The organism is Rhodococcus aetherivorans (assembly GCF_025722975.1).
GTDB classification, from domain to species: domain Bacteria; phylum Actinomycetota; class Actinomycetes; order Mycobacteriales; family Mycobacteriaceae; genus Rhodococcus; species Rhodococcus aetherivorans.
This window is the reverse complement of sequence record NZ_CP106982.1, coordinates 5,274,915-5,292,078: the sequence shown is the minus strand read 5'-3', so window position 1 is coordinate 5,292,078 and position 17,164 is coordinate 5,274,915. Positions and strand designations below refer to the sequence as shown.

The 17,164-nt window shown below is 70.4% G+C and carries 16 protein-coding genes; 11 read left to right on the top strand and 5 right to left on the bottom strand.

Features of this window, described 5'->3' with window-relative positions; genetic code table 11:
• The 8 genes from OCS65_RS24215 (at position 1) to OCS65_RS24180 (ending at position 6,407) form a co-directional block, all read left to right on the top strand.
• Entirely contained in the window at positions 1 to 240 is a 240-nt protein-coding gene (locus OCS65_RS24215; protein ID WP_065923000.1) for a phosphopantetheine-binding protein, read from the top strand.
• 7 nt (positions 241 to 247) lie between these two features.
• A complete protein-coding gene (gene entS / locus OCS65_RS24210) occupies positions 248 to 1,498 on the top strand; it encodes an enterobactin transporter EntS (protein ID WP_263507873.1) in 1,251 nt (416 codons plus the stop codon).
• A 271-nt stretch (positions 1,499 to 1,769) separates the two neighbouring features.
• Positions 1,770 to 2,510: a class I SAM-dependent methyltransferase gene (locus OCS65_RS24205; RefSeq protein WP_235431163.1), complete on the top strand. Its 741-nt coding sequence runs from the start codon at positions 1,770 to 1,772 to the stop codon at positions 2,508 to 2,510.
• Positions 2,511 to 2,620: 110 nt separating this feature from the next.
• A complete protein-coding gene (locus OCS65_RS24200; protein WP_006931928.1) occupies positions 2,621 to 3,052 on the top strand; it encodes an SRPBCC domain-containing protein in 432 nt (143 codons plus the stop codon).
• Positions 3,049 to 3,372: an ArsR/SmtB family transcription factor gene (locus OCS65_RS24195; RefSeq protein ID WP_006931930.1), complete on the top strand. Its 324-nt coding sequence runs from the start codon at positions 3,049 to 3,051 to the stop codon at positions 3,370 to 3,372. Before OCS65_RS24200 ends, OCS65_RS24195 begins: the two co-directional genes overlap by 4 nt.
• Positions 3,373 to 3,565: 193 nt before the next feature.
• Positions 3,566 to 5,131: an alpha/beta hydrolase gene (locus OCS65_RS24190; RefSeq protein WP_161996687.1), complete on the top strand. Its 1,566-nt coding sequence runs from the start codon at positions 3,566 to 3,568 to the stop codon at positions 5,129 to 5,131.
• Between the two features lie 183 nt (positions 5,132 to 5,314).
• Positions 5,315 to 5,536, top strand: a complete 222-nt coding sequence (locus OCS65_RS24185; protein WP_231771977.1) for a hypothetical protein — start codon at positions 5,315 to 5,317, stop codon at positions 5,534 to 5,536.
• 178 nt (positions 5,537 to 5,714) lie between these two features.
• Positions 5,715 to 6,407: a GTP pyrophosphokinase gene (locus tag OCS65_RS24180; RefSeq protein WP_081636925.1), complete on the top strand. Its 693-nt coding sequence runs from the start codon at positions 5,715 to 5,717 to the stop codon at positions 6,405 to 6,407.
• Positions 6,408 to 6,518: 111 nt separating this feature from the next.
• On the opposite strand, the gene OCS65_RS24175 is transcribed toward OCS65_RS24180, so the two are convergent.
• Both OCS65_RS24175 and OCS65_RS24170 read right to left on the bottom strand, forming a co-directional pair.
• Positions 6,519 to 7,349, bottom strand: a complete 831-nt coding sequence (locus tag OCS65_RS24175) for a siderophore-interacting protein (RefSeq protein ID WP_065922998.1) — start codon at positions 7,347 to 7,349, stop codon at positions 6,519 to 6,521.
• Between the two features lie 29 nt (positions 7,350 to 7,378).
• Entirely contained in the window at positions 7,379 to 8,815 is a 1,437-nt protein-coding gene (locus OCS65_RS24170; RefSeq protein ID WP_050034621.1) for an MFS transporter, read from the bottom strand.
• Between the two features lie 109 nt (positions 8,816 to 8,924).
• Here OCS65_RS24170 and OCS65_RS24165 point away from each other — a divergent pair, with 109 nt between their 5' ends.
• Entirely contained in the window at positions 8,925 to 9,818 is an 894-nt protein-coding gene (locus OCS65_RS24165) for a phosphoribosylaminoimidazolesuccinocarboxamide synthase (protein ID WP_006931941.1), read from the top strand.
• A complete protein-coding gene (locus OCS65_RS24160) occupies positions 9,815 to 11,956 on the top strand; it encodes a S9 family peptidase (RefSeq protein ID WP_037201420.1) in 2,142 nt (713 codons plus the stop codon). Before OCS65_RS24165 ends, OCS65_RS24160 begins: the two co-directional genes overlap by 4 nt.
• A gap of 44 nt (positions 11,957 to 12,000) precedes the next feature.
• Here the strand turns inward: OCS65_RS24160 and OCS65_RS24155 are convergent, their stop codons facing one another.
• The 3 genes from OCS65_RS24155 to OCS65_RS24145 all read right to left on the bottom strand — a co-directional run bounded on the left by OCS65_RS24155 (position 12,001) and on the right by OCS65_RS24145 (position 15,493).
• Positions 12,001 to 13,164 (bottom strand): IS30 family transposase, encoded by a 1,164-nt coding sequence (locus OCS65_RS24155; RefSeq protein WP_029546562.1) that lies wholly within the window; start codon positions 13,162 to 13,164, stop codon positions 12,001 to 12,003.
• A gap of 86 nt (positions 13,165 to 13,250) precedes the next feature.
• On the bottom strand, positions 13,251 to 13,940 hold the full coding sequence (locus tag OCS65_RS24150) for a response regulator (protein WP_006931945.1): 690 nt from the start codon (positions 13,938 to 13,940) through the stop codon (positions 13,251 to 13,253).
• Positions 13,937 to 15,493 carry a sensor histidine kinase gene (locus OCS65_RS24145; protein ID WP_065923536.1) on the bottom strand — a complete coding sequence of 519 codons (1,557 nt, stop codon included), beginning with the start codon at positions 15,491 to 15,493 and terminating at the stop codon, positions 13,937 to 13,939. The genes OCS65_RS24150 and OCS65_RS24145 overlap by 4 nt, the downstream gene beginning before the upstream one ends.
• Positions 15,494 to 15,686: 193 nt before the next feature.
• Between OCS65_RS24145 and OCS65_RS24140 the strand changes: the two genes are divergently transcribed.
• Positions 15,687 to 17,093 (top strand): C4-dicarboxylate transporter DctA, encoded by a 1,407-nt coding sequence (locus OCS65_RS24140; protein WP_006931951.1) that lies wholly within the window; start codon positions 15,687 to 15,689, stop codon positions 17,091 to 17,093.
• Positions 17,094 to 17,164 lie beyond the last annotated feature (71 nt).

Sequence of the window (17,164 nt, the reverse complement as noted above, 5' to 3'; positions counted from 1 at the left end):
ATGTCAACACAGTCCGGCATCCTGGACCGCGAGACGATCCGCACCGATATCGCACGGCTCCTCGAGATCGAGGCCGACGAACTCGACCCCGCGCTCAGCCTCGTCGACCAGGGCCTCGACTCGGTGCGTCTGATGGCGCTCGTAGAGCAGTGGCGCGGCGCCGGCGCGGATGTCGACTTCGTCTCGCTGGCCACCGAACCGCGGCTCGAGGCGTGGTACGACCTGCTCGCCCCGCGGTGACCCGGCCGTGGCCCTGATCGACAAGCTGGTCCTCGACGTCGACCCCCTGCGCACCAGCCGCGAATTCCGCTACATCTTCACCGCCCGGGTCGTGTCGCTGTTCGGCCTCGGCTTCCTCGTCGTCGCCGTGCCGCTGCAGGTGTACCGGCTCACCGGGTCCACCGCGCAGGTCGCCGCCGTGTCGGCGGTGCTCGGCGTGACCACGTTCGCCGCCACGTTCGTCGGCGGGGTGCTCGCCGACCGCTACGATCGCCGGCGCGTCATCGCCGCCGCCCGGGGCACCGCGGGCGTGGCGTTCGCGGTGCTCGCACTCAACGCGTTTCTGCCCGACCCGAAGATGTGGGTCGTCTATGTGGCGGCCGTGATCGACGGCGCGTGCGGCGGCATCTCCGCGACCGCCCTCATGGCCGTCACCCCCAGCCTGCTGCCGCGGGAGAAGATGGCGGCGGCCGGTGCGCTCATGGCCCTCACCGGAGACCTGGGCGCGATGGTCGGACCCGCACTCGGCGGGGTCGTCATCGCCGCCGGCGGAGTCGGGGTGGCCTACGCTCTCGCGGCATTCACCACCGCCGTGACCACGTTCTGCATCACCCGGCTGCCGTCCCTGCCGCCGACGCACGTCGCCGACGAGTCGCCGCTGCGCTCGGTGCTCAGCGGCTTCCGCTACGCGTCGGGGAACCGTGTCATCGGCGGCGTGCTCGTCTGCGGATTCGTGACGATGCTGCTTGCCGGCTGGTCGGTGCTCGTCCCCGAGTACGCCACCGAGGTGCTCGGCGCGGGACCGTCGGTGGTGGGGCTGCTCTACACCGCCCCGGCCGTCGGCGCGGTGATCGGCTCGCTCACCAGCGGCTGGACCGGCCACCTCCGCCGATCCGGGCAGGTGGTCTTCCTGCTCATGGCCGTCTCCGCCGCCGGGCTCGTCGGGGCGGGCCTCACCGCGACCGTCGCGGTGGCGCTGCTGGGCCTGGCCGCGCACGGCTTCGGCGACGCGCTCACCGACATCGTCCGGTACGCGACGGTCCAGAAACACACCCCCGACGAGTACCGGGGGCGCATCGCCGCGGTGTGGGCGGCGCAGGTCACCGCCGGTGCCTCCGTCGGCGCGGTGGTCGCGGGCGCAGTGGCGGCGCTGGTGCCGATCTCGGCGGCGCTGCCCGCGTACGGTGCCGTCGGGCTGGTGATCACCGCGCTGCTGTGGGCCACCTTGCGCACGCTGCGCCGGCTCGACGAGGGGACCTCGCTCGAGCGCGTCGCCTGAGCCCATGCTGCCGAACGTCGCTGCGCCCGCACCCGTGTGCGGGTGCCGGCGCGGGCCGGTTCCGCTCGGTCGAACACGATCACGCCGCGGATGTTCTTGCCGGCGTGCATGTCCTCGTATGCCTCGGCGACCTGGTCGAGGGTGTAGCGGGTGGTGATCAGCGCGCATACCCCCGAGATCGTGAGCTACGCGGTCCGAAGGCTCGCACCGGCGTGAGACCCGCCTCGTCGTATCGCTGTTTCCGGACTCCGGCGAGGGGAATCCCGACGGCATGTCCACCAACGAACCGTTCGTGCCGTTCGAGCGCACGCCCGGAGAAGAGATCGATGCTGCGCACCCCTCTGCACGCTGGATGACGAGTGACGCAGCGCAGGCCCGGGACTACGACACCTGGTTCGCCACCCCGTGGGGCGCCCACGCCTGGGCCGTGGAGCGTGGCGCGATCGATGTGGCCCTGCCGGAGGTGGCAGGCCGCACCGTGGTCGAGATCGGCTGCGGGACCGGCCGGCTCGTGTGCCATCTTGTTCACCGTGGTGCCCGTGTGATCGGTGTGGACCTGTCGGCGGGCATGCTGGCCGTCGCGGCCGCCCGGGCACCCGGCCGGGTCGTGCGCGCCGACGCCGCCCGCCTGCCGGTGCCGGACGCTGCGGCCGACGCGGCCGTCACCGTCGCGACCCTCGAGTTCACCGACGCCGCGGCGGTGCTCACCGAGATGGCCCGCATCACTCGTCCGGGCGGGCGCATCGTCGCACTCACCCTGAACCCGACCAGCCCTTGGGGGTGGCTCGATCGGCCCACCCGCCGAGCGCCGTACTCGGACGGACGCTTTGTCACGCGGCGAGAGCTGCGCCGTCTGGGCGCTCGACACGGCCGAGCCCGGGTGCAGGGCCGGTTGTTCACCGCGGCGCATCCGCGGTTCGGGCACCGGCTCGAGCCGGCGGCGGCCCTGATCGGCCGGATCGTCCCGCAGTTCGGTGCCGTCCAGGTGCTGGTCGTCGACCGGACGCGATGAGAGGTGAGTCGCCGTCGCGACGAACATATTTCTGCAACTGAGGGGTTGCAGTCGAGGAAGAAAGGTGCAACCCTGGAGTTGCACAACCCCTACCCGAACTGGAGGCGATCATGGCCCCGCTCGACATCACCCGCACCATCGACATCGCGGCACCGGCCACCAAGGTGTGGTCCGCCCTGACCGAACCCGCACTGATCGCGCAATGGTTCGGCGACAGAATCGAATTCGACGCATCGCCCGGCGGTACCGGCACGTTCGGCTGGACGGGCCACGACGCCGGACCCTTCCGGGTGCTGGTCGAACACGTGGACGAGCCGAAGACACTGATCTACCGCTGGGCACGCGACGCGAATGTGGACCCGGTACCGGGCAACTCCACGGTCGTGCGGTTCGACCTGGCCGAGATCGACGGCGGCACCCGGTTGACGATGGTGGAGACCGGCTTCGAGGAACTCGTCGACCCGCAGTCGGCCCACGACGGCAATGTCGACGGCTGGCGTGCCGAACTCGGCGATCTGGTGGAGTTCCTGGAATCCCGGTGAACGATGTGCCGAAGGGCGTTCCAGCGGTGCTCGCGGTACTGGCCGACGAGACCCGCTGGAACATCCTCACCGCGATCGGCGCCGAGGACCTGTCCGCCAGTGCGCTCGCGGGGCGGCTGCCGGTCAGTCGTCAGGCGATCGCCAAGCACCTGACCGTGCTGGCCGACGCCGGGCTCGTGGAGTCGGTTCGGGTCGGACGGGAGATCCGCTACCGGGCGGTCGGTGCCCGGCTCGGCGAACTGGCCGGCGAGCTGGAATCGATCGGACGGCAGTGGGACCGCCGGCTCGAAGCGATCAAGCGCATCGCCGAACGTCCCTAGCCGCACGGGCGGCCGGAGCGCGGCGAGGCCCGAGCGGCGACGCGCTCGGCGAGGAGGGTGGAGCGCCGTCCCGAGGGGTTGTCCATCGACACCCTCGGGGTGGTGGTGCCGGTCGCCGCCGGCACCGACCCTGTAGTGGTCCGAGGAGAGATTCGCCTCTCCGATCGAGTACCACTGGAGGGCAGGTCGATTCATGGCGGCGAGTGGAGAGCGCAGGACCCGGGACCGGGTCCTGCGGTTCGTGACCGCAACGGGAGCGGCGACGGCACTGATCGTGGGCGGGTTCACGTCTCCGGTCGGCGCGGCCGGCTTCGCCTCGGCGGCGGGGGAGATCCCGCCGGGCCTCGAGCCCTTCTACACCCAGCAGCTCCAGTGGGGCTCGTGCGACGGCTACAGCACCGACGGATCGGACCTGGCCGGGGCCGGGCTCGAGTGCGCGCGGGTGACCGTGCCGATCGATTACGAGAACCCCCAGGGCGATACCGCGCAGATCGCCCTGTCCCGATCACGGGCGACGGGGGAGAAGGTCGGGTCGCTGCTCGTCAACCCGGGTGGACCGGGAGCGTCCGGCCTCGGGATGGCCGTCGTCGGCGCCGGCACCGAGCTCGCCGAGCGGTTCGACGTCGTCGGATTCGACCCGCGCGGCATCGGTGCGTCGACACCGCAGATCGACTGCCTGACGCCCGAGGAGACCGACGCGTGGCGGCAGGACCCCGCGGTGGACATGACCCCCGAGGGGATCGCCCGGGCGGAGCAGAACCGCCGGGAGTACGCGGCGCGCTGCGCCGAACGCACGGGCACCGACGTGCTGGCGCACGTGGGCACCCGCGACGTGGTGCGGGACATGGACGTCATCCGGGCCGTTCTCGGCGACCCGAAGCTGAACTACCTCGGCTACTCCTACGGAACCCGGCTCGGTTCGGCCTACGCGGAGGCGTTTCCCGGCAACGTGCGGGCGATGGTGCTCGACGGGGCGCTCGATCCTCAGCAGGACCCGGTCGAGGAGGCGGTGCGGCAGGCCGCCGGTTTCCAGCAGGCCTTCGACGCATTCGCCACGGAGTGCGCGACCCGCGAGGACTGCCCCCTCGGCACCGATCCCGCGGTCGCAGTCGAGCGGTTCCGCTCGCTGGTCGATCCCCTGATCGATCGGCCGGCCGCGACGGAGGATCCGCGGGGGCTGAGCTACGCGAACGCGATCAGCGGCGTCATCGCGACCCTGTACTCGCCGGAGGGCTGGGAATACCTGCGGGACGGGCTGGCCGAACTGGTGCAGGGCCGGGGCGACACACTGCTGGTGCTGTCCGACATGTACGAGGGCCGGTTCGCCGACGGTTCGTACTCGAACTCTGCCGAGGCGATGGCGGCGGTGCGGTGCGTCGACGACGCCGCCGTGACCGACCCCGCCGTGGCCGGTGAACTCGACACCCGGTCCCGGCAGGCGGCCCCGTTCCTCGACGACGGCCGCGGCACCGGCAACGCGCCGCTCGGTGCGTGCGCCTTCTGGCCCGTGCCGCCGACGGGAGATCGGCACGCCGTGGAGGTCGACGGTCTGCCCCCGATCGTCGTGGTCTCCACCACCGAGGATCCGGCGACGCCGTATCAGGCGGGTGTGGACCTGGCGAAGCAACTGGACGCGGTGCTCGTCACGTACCGCGGAACCCAGCACGGCGTGGTGCTGAGCGGCCAGTGGTGCGTCGACCTGCCCGTCGCGCGTTACCTCGTCGATCTGGCTGTGCCGGAGGGGGATACGACATGCTGAGCCGGACCGGAGCCGATCCGTCGTGACAGACGTTCGGGGCGCCCGCGGTGGTCACCGCGGGCGCCCCGCGAATTCGGAGCCGAACGGCAGGGTTTCCCAAGGCTGCTGCCAGCTGCGCGGGTCAGTGTGGAGTCGTCCAACGGGCGGGGAACCACCTCGCCCCGACGAGAGGACTGCGAAGTCGTGAAGGTTCTGAACACGAAGCTGGGCAAGGTCGCGGCGACGGGGACGATCGCGTTGGCCGCAGTGGGCGCCGGCGCCGGCGTCGCGAGCGCCGCACCCGGTTCGTCCCTGGTTCAGCAGCAGCCGGCGCCGCAGCACCAGCCGGCCCCGCAGCATCAGCAGCCCGGGCCGCAGGGGCACGGGTTCTGGCTGTTCGACCAGTGGGTGCCGCTGCCGTGGTGACGACTGCGCCCGTCCATCCCGGCTGAGGGTGCGCGGCGACCGTGCCGCTCCGGCGCGGTCGCCGCGTGCCGCCCTCACGCTCGTCACCGCGGCTCCGGGTCGGCGCCGGGCCGCACCCTCGGCCGACCTGGCAGACTCGATCGGGAAGGCGATGAGGAGACAGACGGTGACGGAAACGGTGGACGGCGCTGACGACGTGCAGCTGAGGCAACCACGAGTCGAGCCGGCGCAGCTCAACCTGGACCCGCCGCAGATCGCGCTCCAACGGGAGTTCCGCCGCGTCCTGATGGTCTACAAGTTCGGTATCGACGAGATGATGACCAAGATCAACATCCTCCGGGAGGAGTTCGGCTTCGCCCACGACCACAACCCGATCGAGCACGTCAAGTCGCGGCTGAAGACACCGGAGTCGGTCGTCGAGAAGGCCGTCCGCAAGGACCTGCCGCTCACCCTCGACGCGATCCGCGAGAACATCTACGACATCGCCGGCATCCGCATCACCTGCAGTTTCATCTCCGACGTCTACCGGATCTTCGACTTGATCACCGGGCAGCGCGACGTCCGGGTCGTCCAGGTCAAGGACTACATCGCACATCCGAAGCCCAACGGGTACCGGAGCCTGCACGCGATCGTCGAGGTCCCCGTGTTCATGTCCGACCGGGTGCAGCCGGTGTTCGTCGAACTGCAGATCCGCACCGTCGCGATGGACTTCTGGGCCAGTCTCGAACACAAGATCTTCTACAAGTACGACAAGGCGGTGCCCGTCGGACTGCTCGACGAACTCCGGGCAGCGGCCGCGACCGCCCGCGATCTCGACGTCCGGATGGAGGCCCTGCACGACCAGGTGCACGGGCCCGACTCGTCGCCCTGACCTCCTGCGGGGCGAGCGAATGTATCGCTCGCTACCGCTGAGGAGATGGACGATACATTCGCTCGGCCCGGGGCGGCCCGGGGCGGCGCGTCGCGCGTCGCTCGGCCCGGCTCAGGCGTCGTGCTCGGTGAAGTCCCGGTCGTGATCCGTGGTGCGGCCGTACCCGGTCTCGGTCATGCCGTGCCGCCAGTAGCCGATGACGAGGGTGGACCTGCGGTCGAAGCCCGCCTCGTTCCGCAGATACCTGCGCATCCGCAGCACAGTCGCGGATTCGGCCGAGACCCACGCGAACCGCTTCAATTCGCCGTCGGGGATCGGCACGGCGGTCGCCGCGTCGGCCAGGTGTGTGGTGGTGCCCGCGGGCGCCCCGTCGCGGTGCACCCAGCGGATCTCGATGTCGGCGGGGGAGCGCAGATCCTGCCGTTCACCCTCGTCGGCGACCTCGACGACGGCGGTGCCGCGGGCGCCCTCGGGTAGGCGTTCGAGCATGCGGCCGATCGCCGGCAGCGCCGTCTCGTCGCCGACGATCAGATACCAGTCGGCCGGGGGCGCGACGATCCCGCCGCCGCCGGCCGCCGCGATGCGGTCACCCGGACGGGCCCGCTCGGCCCAGGCGCTGGCCAGCCCTTCGTCGCCGTGCCGGACGAAGTCGATGTCCATCTCGGAGGCCGCGGGATCGAGCCGCCGCACGGTGTAGGTGCGGACCTGTGCCTTGAGCGTGGGGTCGGGCCACTCGAGGCGACGGCCGCCGGTGTTGACCGGCAGGTCGAGGTCGCCGTTCTCCCGCGGGAAGATCAGTTTGATGTTGGGCACGCGGGTCGGGTCGCTCGCGTAGACCTCGACCCCGCGGCCGGCGAACGTGACGCGGCGCATGCGGGGGGTGATGTCCTCGACCTTCGCGACTTCGATGACGCTGGGCAGCAGCCCGTCTTCGTTCGACATGACCCACACCTTAGGTGAGCCTTTCCAACCTAAGGGGTGCCGGGTGGTTCGGCGGGCCGGTTCGGCATCGTCGCGGCCGTCACCGCCAGGCCCACCGCGGCCACGAGAAGGGCGACGAACACCGGAGCCACCGCGTCGGCGAGCCGCTCCGGCTCCAAGGGGCCCGACCCGGCGACCCCGTCCGCGGCCAGCGCCGAGTTCGCCAGCGCGCCGAACACCGCGACCCCGACGGCGCTGCCGATCGATCGGGCGAACGAATACGCCCCCGTCACCACGCCCCGCTCGGCCCACGTCACGCTCGACTGCGCCGAGATCAGCGCCGGGCTCGCGATCAGGCCCATCCCGAGACCGACCAGCACGCAGCACACCGCGACGTGCCACACCGGCGATTGCTCGTCGAGCAGCGTCAGCAGACCCGTGCCGGCCAGCACCGGCACGGACCCGATCATCGCGGTGTTGCGGAACCCGATCCGCAGGTAGAACCAGCCGGAACGAGCCGCCGCGAGCGGCCAGCCGATCGTCATCGTCGACAGGGTGAATCCCGCGACCAGTGCCGTGGTGCCCAGTGACCCCTGCACGAACGCGGGCACGTAAGAGGTCAGCCCCAGCACCACGGCGCCGACGAGGGCAGCGACCGCGCTGCTGGTCAGCACCACACGACGGGCGAACACCCACGGCGGCAGGATCGGCTCCGGCGCCCGCCGCTCGACCCACACGAACAGCAGCAACAGCGTCGTGCCGGCCGCGAACACCCCGGCGCTCGGCGCCGATGCCCACGCCCACGCCTGCCCGCCCTCGAGCAGACCCAGGATCAGCAGACCCGAACCCGTGGCGAGCGTCGCGGCGCCGGCCAGATCCACCCGCCGCCGGGCGGCCGGGGGCCGTGGCTCGGCGAACGCCCGCAGCAGCACCCCCGCGGCCAGCGCACACAGCGGCAGGTTGACCCAGAAGATCCATCGCCACGACACATAGTCGGAGAACACGCCGCCGACGGCGGGGCCGACGATCGCCGACATGCCCCACACGCTCGCGAGGTAGCCCTGCGCCTTTGCGCGCTCGGCGACGGTGTAGATGTCGCCGGCGATGGTCTGCGCCATCGGCAGCACGGCCCCCGCCCCGAGACCCTGCACCGCGCGGAAGGCGATCAGTGCCGGCATGCTCCACGCCAGCGCGCACAGCGCCGAGCCCAGCGCGAACAGCGCGATGCCGAACAGCAGCACGGGTTTGCGCCCGTACACATCCGACACCTTGCCGTAGACCGGCACGAGCACGGCCTGCGTGAGCAGGTAGCTCGAGAACAGCCACGGGAACTGCGTGAAGCCGCCGAGGTCCGCGACGATGGTCGGGACGGCGGTGGCCAGGATGGTGCTCTCGAGTGCGACGAGCGCGGTGGCGAGCATCAGAGCCGCGAGAATCGGTCCGCGTTCCGAGCGCAGACCCACGTCGATCCGGGGTGCGGCCGACATCACGCTCCTGTTCGGGGTGGGGTTCCGGTCACGATCATTGTCATAGTGAACGATCCGGCGATCGGACGGGGGTGCGGTGCAGGTCGGCGCGGCGCACTAGGGTGGCAGCGTGCGTCCATCACTCCAGTCCTACCCCCACCTCGCCGGCGGCAAGGTCCGGGACCTGTATGTCATAGACGACGAGCACCTGCTCCTCGTGGCCAGCGACCGGATCTCGGCATACGACCACGTGCTCGACACCCCGATCCCCGACAAGGGCCGGGTGCTCACCGCGATGAGCGTGTTCTTCTTCAACCTGCTCGAGGTGAACCACCACCTCGCCGGGGAGCCCGACGACGAACGCATCCCCGCCGAGGTCCTCGGCCGCGCCCTCGTCGTCAAACGGCTGAAGATGGTGCCGATCGAGTGCGTGGCCCGCGGCTTCCTCACCGGGTCGGGCCTGCTCGACTACCGGAAGACCGGCGCGGTGTGCGGCGTCCCGCTGCCCGAGGGCCTCGTGGAGGCCAGTCAGCTGCCGGATCCGATCTTCACCCCGGCGAGCAAGGCCGAACTCGGCGACCACGACGAGAACATCACCTTCGAGGAGGTCGCCGACAAGGTCGGCGTGGATCTCGCCGTGAAGCTGCGCGAGGACACCCTCGACATCTACGGCCGTGCCGCGATGTACGCGGCGGACAAGGGCATCCTGCTCGCCGACACGAAGTTCGAGTTCGGCCTCGACGACGACGGCAACCTCATCCTCGCCGACGAAGTGCTCACCCCGGATTCGTCACGCTACTGGCCCGCCGAGGGCTACGAGCCCGGCAAGGTGCAGCCCAGCTTCGACAAGCAGTTCGTGCGCAACTGGCTGACGGGCCCCGAGTCCGGCTGGGACCGTGCGTCCGACACCCCGCCGCCGCCCCTGCCGCAGCACATCGTCGACGCCACCCGGGAGCGCTACATCGAAGCCTACGAACGGATCTCGGGCCTGTCGTTCGCCGACTGGTGGGGGCCGAGCGCATGACCCCGCCGATCGCCAAGCGGGTCCCGTCCGAGCGGGTCCATCACGGACACACCTTCGTCGACGAGTACGAGTGGCTCCGCGACAAGGAGAATCCCGAGGTCATCGCCCATCTCGAGGCCGAGAACGCGTGGACCGAGAAGCAGACCGCGCATCTGGCGCCGCTGCGGGAGCGGATCTTCGAGGAGATCAAGTCCCGCACGCAGGAAACCGACATGTCGGTGCCCACCCGCATGGGGGACTGGTGGTACTACGCCCGTACCGTCGAGGGCAAGCAGTACAGCATCCAGTGCCGCTGTCCGATCGCCGACCCCGACGACTGGAATCCGCCGGAGCTGGCGCCGGGTGTGGAACTGCCGGGCGAGCAGGTGCTGCTCGACGGCAATGTCGAGGCGGCCGGGCACGAGTTCTTCTCCCTCGGCGCGTTCTCGATCAGCCACGACGGGACGCTGCTCGCGTACTCGGTCGACGTCGTCGGCGACGAGCGCTACACGCTGCGGTTCAAGAATCTCGGCACCGGCGAGCTGCTCGCCGACGAGATCCCCGGGACCGCACCCGGCGCGACGTGGGCGATCGACCACAGCCACATCTTCTACCTCACCGTGGACGAGTCGTGGCGGCCGGACACAGTATGGCGGCACCGTCTCGGCACGTCCCACACCGAGGACGTCAAGGTCTTCCACGAGCCCGACGAGCGGTACTGGGTGTCGGTGGGTACCACCCGCAGCGAGAAGTATCTGATGATCTGGGTGGGATCCAAGATCACCACCGAGGGCTGGGTGCTCGAATCCGCGGATCCCACCGGCGAATTCCGGGTGTTGCTGCCGCGCCGCGAGGGCGTCGAGTACGGCGCCGAGCATGCCGTCATCGGCGGCGAGGACCGGTTCCTGGTCATGCACAACGACGTCGTCGAGGTGGTGAACGACGCGACGGGGGAGATCACTCGCGAGAAGGCGGAGAACTTCGTCCTCGCCGAGGCGCCCGTGGACGATCCGTCGGCGCTGCGCACTCTCATCGGGCACCGGCACGACGTGCGTCTCGAGGACGTCGACGCGTTCGCCGGGCACCTCGTTCTCGGGTACCGGCGGGAGGCGCTGACCCGGCTCGCGGTGTGGCCGCTGACCGCCGACGGCTACGGCGAGCTGACCGAACTCGAGTTCGACGAGGAACTCTTCGCCGTCGGCCCGGGTGCGAATCCGGAATGGCACCAGCCGATGCTGCGGCTCGGCTTCACGTCGTTCATCACCCCCAGCCGGGTCTACGACTACGTCGTGGATTCGGGAGAGCTGTTGCTGCGCAAGGCCCAGCCGGTGCTCGGTGACTTCGACCCGTCGAACTACGAACAGCGCCGGGACTGGGCGGTGGCCGAGGACGGCACCCGTATCCCGCTGTCGATCGTGACCCGCAAGGGCACGCCCGAGAACTCGCCGGCGCTGCTCTACGGTTACGGGTCGTACGAGGCCAGCATCGACCCCGGTTTCTCGGTGGCGCGGCTGTCGCTCCTCGACCGGGGCATGGTCTTCGCGGTGGCGCACGTGCGGGGCGGCGGCGAGATGGGCCGGCACTGGTACGAGAACGGCAAGACGCTGGCGAAGAAGAACACCTTCACCGACTTCGTCGCCTGCGCACGGCACCTGATCGACGCCGGTGTCACCGGCCCGGACCGGCTCGTCGCCGACGGCGGCAGCGCGGGTGGCCTGTTGATGGGCGCGGTGGCGAACCTGGCGCCGGAGCTGTTCGCCGGGATCCTTGCGAACGTGCCGTTCGTCGACCCGCTCACGTCGATCCTCGATCCGTCGCTGCCGCTGACGGTGATCGAATGGGACGAGTGGGGAAACCCCCTCGACAACCCCGAGGTGTACGAGTACATGCGCTCGTACAGCCCGTACGAGAACGTCGAGGCGAAGGACTACCCGGCGATCCTCGCGATCACCAGCCTCAACGACACCCGGGTGCTCTACGTCGAGCCGGCCAAGTGGGTGGCCAAGCTGCGCGCCACCAAGACCGGGGACGCCCCGTTGCTGCTCAAGACGGAGATGAGCGCCGGCCACGGCGGCGTGTCCGGCCGGTACGAGAAGTGGCGCGAGGTGGCCTTCGAGTTCGCGTGGGTGCTCGAGACCTCCGGGGCATACCGCGGCTGAGAACCGCCGGGGCCGAATGTCACATGCGTTCGATGTAGGCGGTTTCAGGCGGCCGATGCGACAAGCTCGGTGAACGCTTCGGTTGGCGTGCGCCAGCGTAGCGTCTGCCGGGGGCGGCCGTTGAACTCGTCCTGGACCTGCTGCAGGTCCTCGGGCGTGTACACCGACAGGTCGGTGCCCTTGGGGAAGTACTGCCGGAGCAGACCGTTGGTGTTCTCGTTGGTGCCGCGCTGCCACGGCGAGTGCGGATCGCAGAAGTAGACAGCGACGTCGGTGGCCATGGTGATCTGGGCATGAGCACGCATCTCGTGGCCCTGATCCCAGGTCACCGACCGCTGCATCACCTCCGGCAACGACCGCATCGCGGCGATCATCGCATCGCGGACGCCGGACACGTCGCGGACCTTCGGCAGGTGCAGCAACACCACGTACCGGGTGGTGCGCTCGACCAGGGTGCCGATCGCCGAGCGGTTGCGCGCCCCCATGATCAGATCTCCCTCCCAGTGCCCGGGCACCGCCCGGTCCTCGACCTCGGCGGGCCGCTGGGAGATGAGGATCTTGTCGGGAATATGGCGGGCACTGCTCGGCACTCGCCCCTGCGGCACCCGACGGGTGTGCCGGCGCCGCAGATACTCCGAAAGCTCTTTTCGCAGTTCGCCTTTCAGTTGCACATACACGGCCTGGTAGATGGTTTCGTGGGACACCCGCATCTCCGCTCGGTCGGGGAAGTCGACCACCAGCCTGGCCGAGATCTGCTGCGGGGACCAGCGCAGCTTCAGCTTGGCGACGACATACGCGCGCAACTCGGGTGCGGCCATCAGCTTGGCGACTTTCGGTCGCAGTGCTCGGGTCCAGGCCCGCGCGTGGGCCGACACGGCGCGGTAGCTACCGTCGCGGTTGCTGTTGCGTTCGATCTCCCGGTAGATCACCGACCGGTGCCGGCCCAGGTGCGCGGCGATCGTCTGGACCGACTCGTTGCGGGCGAGTCCGAGGGCGACAAGCTCCCGCTCGCCCAGGGACAACGACCGTCCGCCGTGCTCCCAGTGCGGGGCACGGCGGACGGTGCCGTTGGCCTCGTCCTCCCACCGGTAGCCGGTTTGTCGGCTGACACCGACCGCGGCTGCGGCCTTGGCGATCGACACCTTCGTCATGCGCATGGCGAAGAACCTAGCCTTCTTCGCCTCTCGTGCTGCTCGACCCACTGACATCTCCCCTGGTCAGGGAGCGTGTCGCATGGACCACCTGAGTCAGCCGTAAACGACACGGTGTGACATTCGGCCACAACGGCCACCGCTCAGCGCGGGGCGTAGCGGATCTGCGGCCGGCCGGCACGGCCGTACTCGGTGTGCCGGGAGGCGACGCCGTCGTCGGCCAGGCGCTCCAGGTACCGCCACGCCGTCACCCGCGACACGCCCACCGCGCTGCCCACCTCGGCGGCCGTCAGCGGGCGCGACGCGTCCCGCAGGCACCGGGCCACCGCATCGAGGGTTTGCGGCGCAACGCCTTTCGGGGACGAGGCGCGCGGATCGGAGGTCCGCAGCGCAGCCATCGCCCGGTCGATGTCGTGCTGGCCGGTGGCCGTGCCCGACGCGCCGAGCGCGTCGCGGTAGGCCAGGTAGTGGTCGAGCTTGTCGCTCAGGGCCGCGAAAGTGAACGGCTTGAGCAGATACAGCACGATGCCCCGGGCGACGGCGGTGCGGACGACCTCGAGGTCGCGGGCGGAGGTGACGGCGATGATGTCCGGGCTCGGGCGGATCCCGCTCATCGCTGCAGCCACGTCGAGGCCGCTCATGTCGGGCAGGCCGATGTCCAGCAACACCAGATCCACCGGCTCGGCGGTCCGCGCGGCGTCGGCGACGGCGCGCAGCGCGGCCTGCCCGGTGTTGGCGACGGCGACGACCCTGAACTGCGGCAGCCGATCGACGTAGGCGCGGTGGGCGTCGGCGATGCGTGGCTCGTCCTCCACGACGAGGACGCGAATCATCGTGCGCCGCCTCCGTGCTCGGCCTGCAGGGGGATCTCCGCGACGACCATCGAACCCAGCGACGGTTCGGTCCGCAGAGTGCCGCGGTGCCGCGCCACCACCTGCGCGACGAGGGCCAGGCCCAGGCCGTGGTGGTCCGCCTTCGTGGAGTAGCCCCGCGCCATGGCACGGGCGAGGGTTTCCGGCGACATCCCCGGCCCGCTGTCCGCCACCTCGACGATCATGTTCGAATCATCCTGCCGTATCGTCACTTCCACCCAGGGCTCGTCGACGGCCCGCGCGGCGTCGATGGCGTTGTCCACCAGGTTGCCGACGAGCGTCACCAGGTCCCGGGTGCCGAGCGGCGTCGCGCCCAGCGCGGTGTCGTCGGTGACGGTCAGCTCCACGCCGCGCTCGGCGGCGTCGTTGATCTTCCCCAGCAGCAGGGCGACCAGCGCGGGTTCCTGCACCGACGCGGTGAGCCGGTCGATGAGCTGCTGCGACAGGCGCAGCTCCTCCGTCGCAAACGCGACCGCCTCCTCGGGGCGTCCCAGTTCGACCATCGTGACGATGGTGTGCAGCCGGTTCGCCGACTCGTGCGCCTGCGCGCGCAGCGCGTCGGCGAATCCGCGCACCGAGTCCAGTTCGCCCAGCACCCTCCGCAATTCGGTGCGATCCCGCAACGTCATCACCGTGGCGATCCGTCGGCCCTCCCACTGCACCGGGCTGCGGTCGACGACCAGGACGCGGTCCTCGGTGAGAAGTACGTCGCCGCGGGCGTCCAGGTCCGAGCCGGCCACCCGCAGCGCCTCGGGCAGGTCCTTCGTCGTGACCGGGCCGTCGCCGAGGCCGAGCAGGCGCCGCGCCTCGTCGTTGACGACCTCCACACGTGCGGGCTCGTCGGTGCCGAGCACGATCAGGCCCTCGCCGATCGCGTGGAGGACCGCGTCGTGGTGCTCGTAGAGCCGGCGCAGCTCGTCCGGTGCGAGTCCGAGGGTCTGGCGGCGCAGGCGCCGGCTGACGAGCACGGCGCCGGCGGCCGCGACGGCCAGGGCCGCGGCCGACAGGCCCAGGAGGGCGGGCAGCCCACGGGCGAACTGGTCGGCGACCTTCGCGCGGGTGACGCCGACGGCGACCAGGCCGACGACGCGTTCGTCGTCGAGGATCGGCGCCACCGCCCGGATGGACGGGCCGAGCGAGCCGGCGTAGGTCTCGGTGAACGCGGTGCCGGCGAGGGCCGGTTCGATGTTGCCGCTGAACGGCAGACCGATCATCGCGGGGTCGGTGTGGGTGTACCGGGTCCGGTCCGGCGCCATCACCACGATGAAGTCGGTGCCCGTCGCCTCCCGGATCCGTTCGGTGCGCGGTTGCAGCACCGCGGTCGGGTCCGGCGTGCGCAGCGCCGCGGCCGTCGAGTCGGACCCGGCCAGGGATTCGGCGATGGCGAGGACGGTGCGGCGGGTGGCGTCGTCGCTGTCGCGGCGCTCGTCGATCCCGACGAGGACGGTACCTGCGGCGATGACCAGGGCGAGCACAGCCAGCTGCAGCACCAGCAGCTGACGTGCCACGCTCATCGACGGCCGGTGCGCGGTCGGCGGCACGGACGTACTCCTTCCGGATGCCGGTGGGTCCGCCTCGTGAGCGCGACATCACCTGAACGAAATGAACGCAATCTTCACCGGGTGAGGCTGCGCTACCACCATTTCTATCAGGAACGTGACCGCGATCACGAAGTCCCCCGAAACGTCCCATCCGAGAGGATCCGCCATGAGCACGTCCACAGACTCCCGGCCACCCGGTGCCAAGTCGCCGGCCAAGCGCAAAGACCGGACGCACTGGCTCTACGTCGGTGTCATCGTGGCGGTGGTGGCCGGCGTCCTCGTCGGCTGGCTCGCCCCGGACGTCGCCAAGTCGTTCGGCGTCCTCGGTACGATGTTCGTCGATCTCATCAAGATGATGATCAGCCCGGTCATCTTCTGCACGATCGTCCTCGGCATCGGCTCGGTGCGGGCCGCCGCCAGCGTCGGCAAGGTCGGCGGCCTGGCGATGGTGTACTTCCTCGGCATGTCCACCGTCGCGCTCGCTATCGGCCTGGGGGTGGGTAACCTGCTCGATCCGGGCAGCGGCCTGAACCTCTCTCCGGAGACCGCCGGCACCGGTGCCGCGCTGGCCGACAAGGCCCACGCCGCGGGCGGGACCATGGACTTCATCGCGTCGATCATCCCCACGTCGCTGCTGTCGGCGCTGACCGAGGGCAGCGTGCTGCAGACCCTGTTCGTCGCACTGCTGGTCGGCTTCGCGCTGCAGGCCCTCGGGAAGACCGGCGAGCCGGTCCTGCGAGGCATCGGCTACGTGCAGAAGCTCGTGTTCAAGATCCTGTCGATGATCCTGTGGCTCGCTCCGATCGGTGCCTTCGGCGCCATCGCCAACGTGGTCGGGCAGACCGGTCTCGGCGCGGTCGTCCAGCTCGGCACCCTCATGATCGGGTTCTACCTCACCTGCGTGCTGTTCGTGTTCGGTGTGCTGGGCTCCCTGCTGCGCATGGTGTCCGGGGTGTCGATCTTCAAGCTGGTCAAGTACCTGGCCCGCGAATACCTGCTGATCTTCGCGACGTCCTCGTCCGAGTCCGCGCTGCCCCGGCTCATCGCGAAGATGGAGCACGTCGGTGTCGAGCGCACCACCGTCGGCGTCGTGGTCCCCACCGGCTACTCGTTCAACCTGGACGGCACCGCCATCTACCTGACGATGGCCTCGCTCTTCATCGCCGATGCGCTCGGTTCGCCGCTGTCCCTGGCCGAGCAGCTCTCCCTGCTGGTGTTCATGATCGTCGCGTCGAAGGGCGCGGCCGGAGTGAGCGGCGCGGGCCTGGCCACGCTCGCCGGCGGCCTGCAGAGCCACCGTCCGGAGCTGCTCGACGGCGTCGGCCTCATCGTCGGCATCGACCGGTTCATGTCCGAGGCGCGCGCGGTCACCAACTTCTCCGGCAACGCCGTCGCCACCCTGCTGGTGGGAACGTGGACCGGCACCGTCGACCGCGGCCGCGTCCGCGACGTCCTCGCCGGCCGCATCCCGTTCGACGAGGAGACCATGGTCGACGACGGCCACGGTCCGGTCGCCGAGCCGAAGCCGGCCGTCGCCGCCGAGCCGGAAGAGAAGGTGCTGGCACGCGCCTGACCCGCCTCCGCGAAACCCCTTGTGGCCGAATGTCACACCGGTTCGATCAGATCGAGCCGGTGTGACATTCG

Coding starts and splice junctions, on each gene's coding strand:
- OCS65_RS24215 (WP_065923000.1), top strand. CDS start 1: ATGTCAACACAGTCCGGCATCCTGGACCGCGAGACGATCCGCACCGAT.
- OCS65_RS24205 (WP_235431163.1), top strand. CDS start 1,770: ATGTCCACCAACGAACCGTTCGTGCCGTTCGAGCGCACGCCCGGAGAA.
- OCS65_RS24200 (WP_006931928.1), top strand. CDS start 2,621: ATGGCCCCGCTCGACATCACCCGCACCATCGACATCGCGGCACCGGCC.
- OCS65_RS24190 (WP_161996687.1), top strand. CDS start 3,566: ATGGCGGCGAGTGGAGAGCGCAGGACCCGGGACCGGGTCCTGCGGTTC.
- OCS65_RS24175 (WP_065922998.1), bottom strand. CDS start 7,349: ATGTCGAACGAAGACGGGCTGCTGCCCAGCGTCATCGAAGTCGCGAAG.
- OCS65_RS24170 (WP_050034621.1), bottom strand. CDS start 8,815: ATGTCGGCCGCACCCCGGATCGACGTGGGTCTGCGCTCGGAACGCGGA.
- OCS65_RS24160 (WP_037201420.1), top strand. CDS start 9,815: ATGACCCCGCCGATCGCCAAGCGGGTCCCGTCCGAGCGGGTCCATCAC.
- OCS65_RS24155 (WP_029546562.1), bottom strand. CDS start 13,164: ATGTCAGTGGGTCGAGCAGCACGAGAGGCGAAGAAGGCTAGGTTCTTC.
- OCS65_RS24150 (WP_006931945.1), bottom strand. CDS start 13,940: ATGATTCGCGTCCTCGTCGTGGAGGACGAGCCACGCATCGCCGACGCC.
- OCS65_RS24145 (WP_065923536.1), bottom strand. CDS start 15,493: ATGAGCGTGGCACGTCAGCTGCTGGTGCTGCAGCTGGCTGTGCTCGCC.
- OCS65_RS24140 (WP_006931951.1), top strand. CDS start 15,687: ATGAGCACGTCCACAGACTCCCGGCCACCCGGTGCCAAGTCGCCGGCC.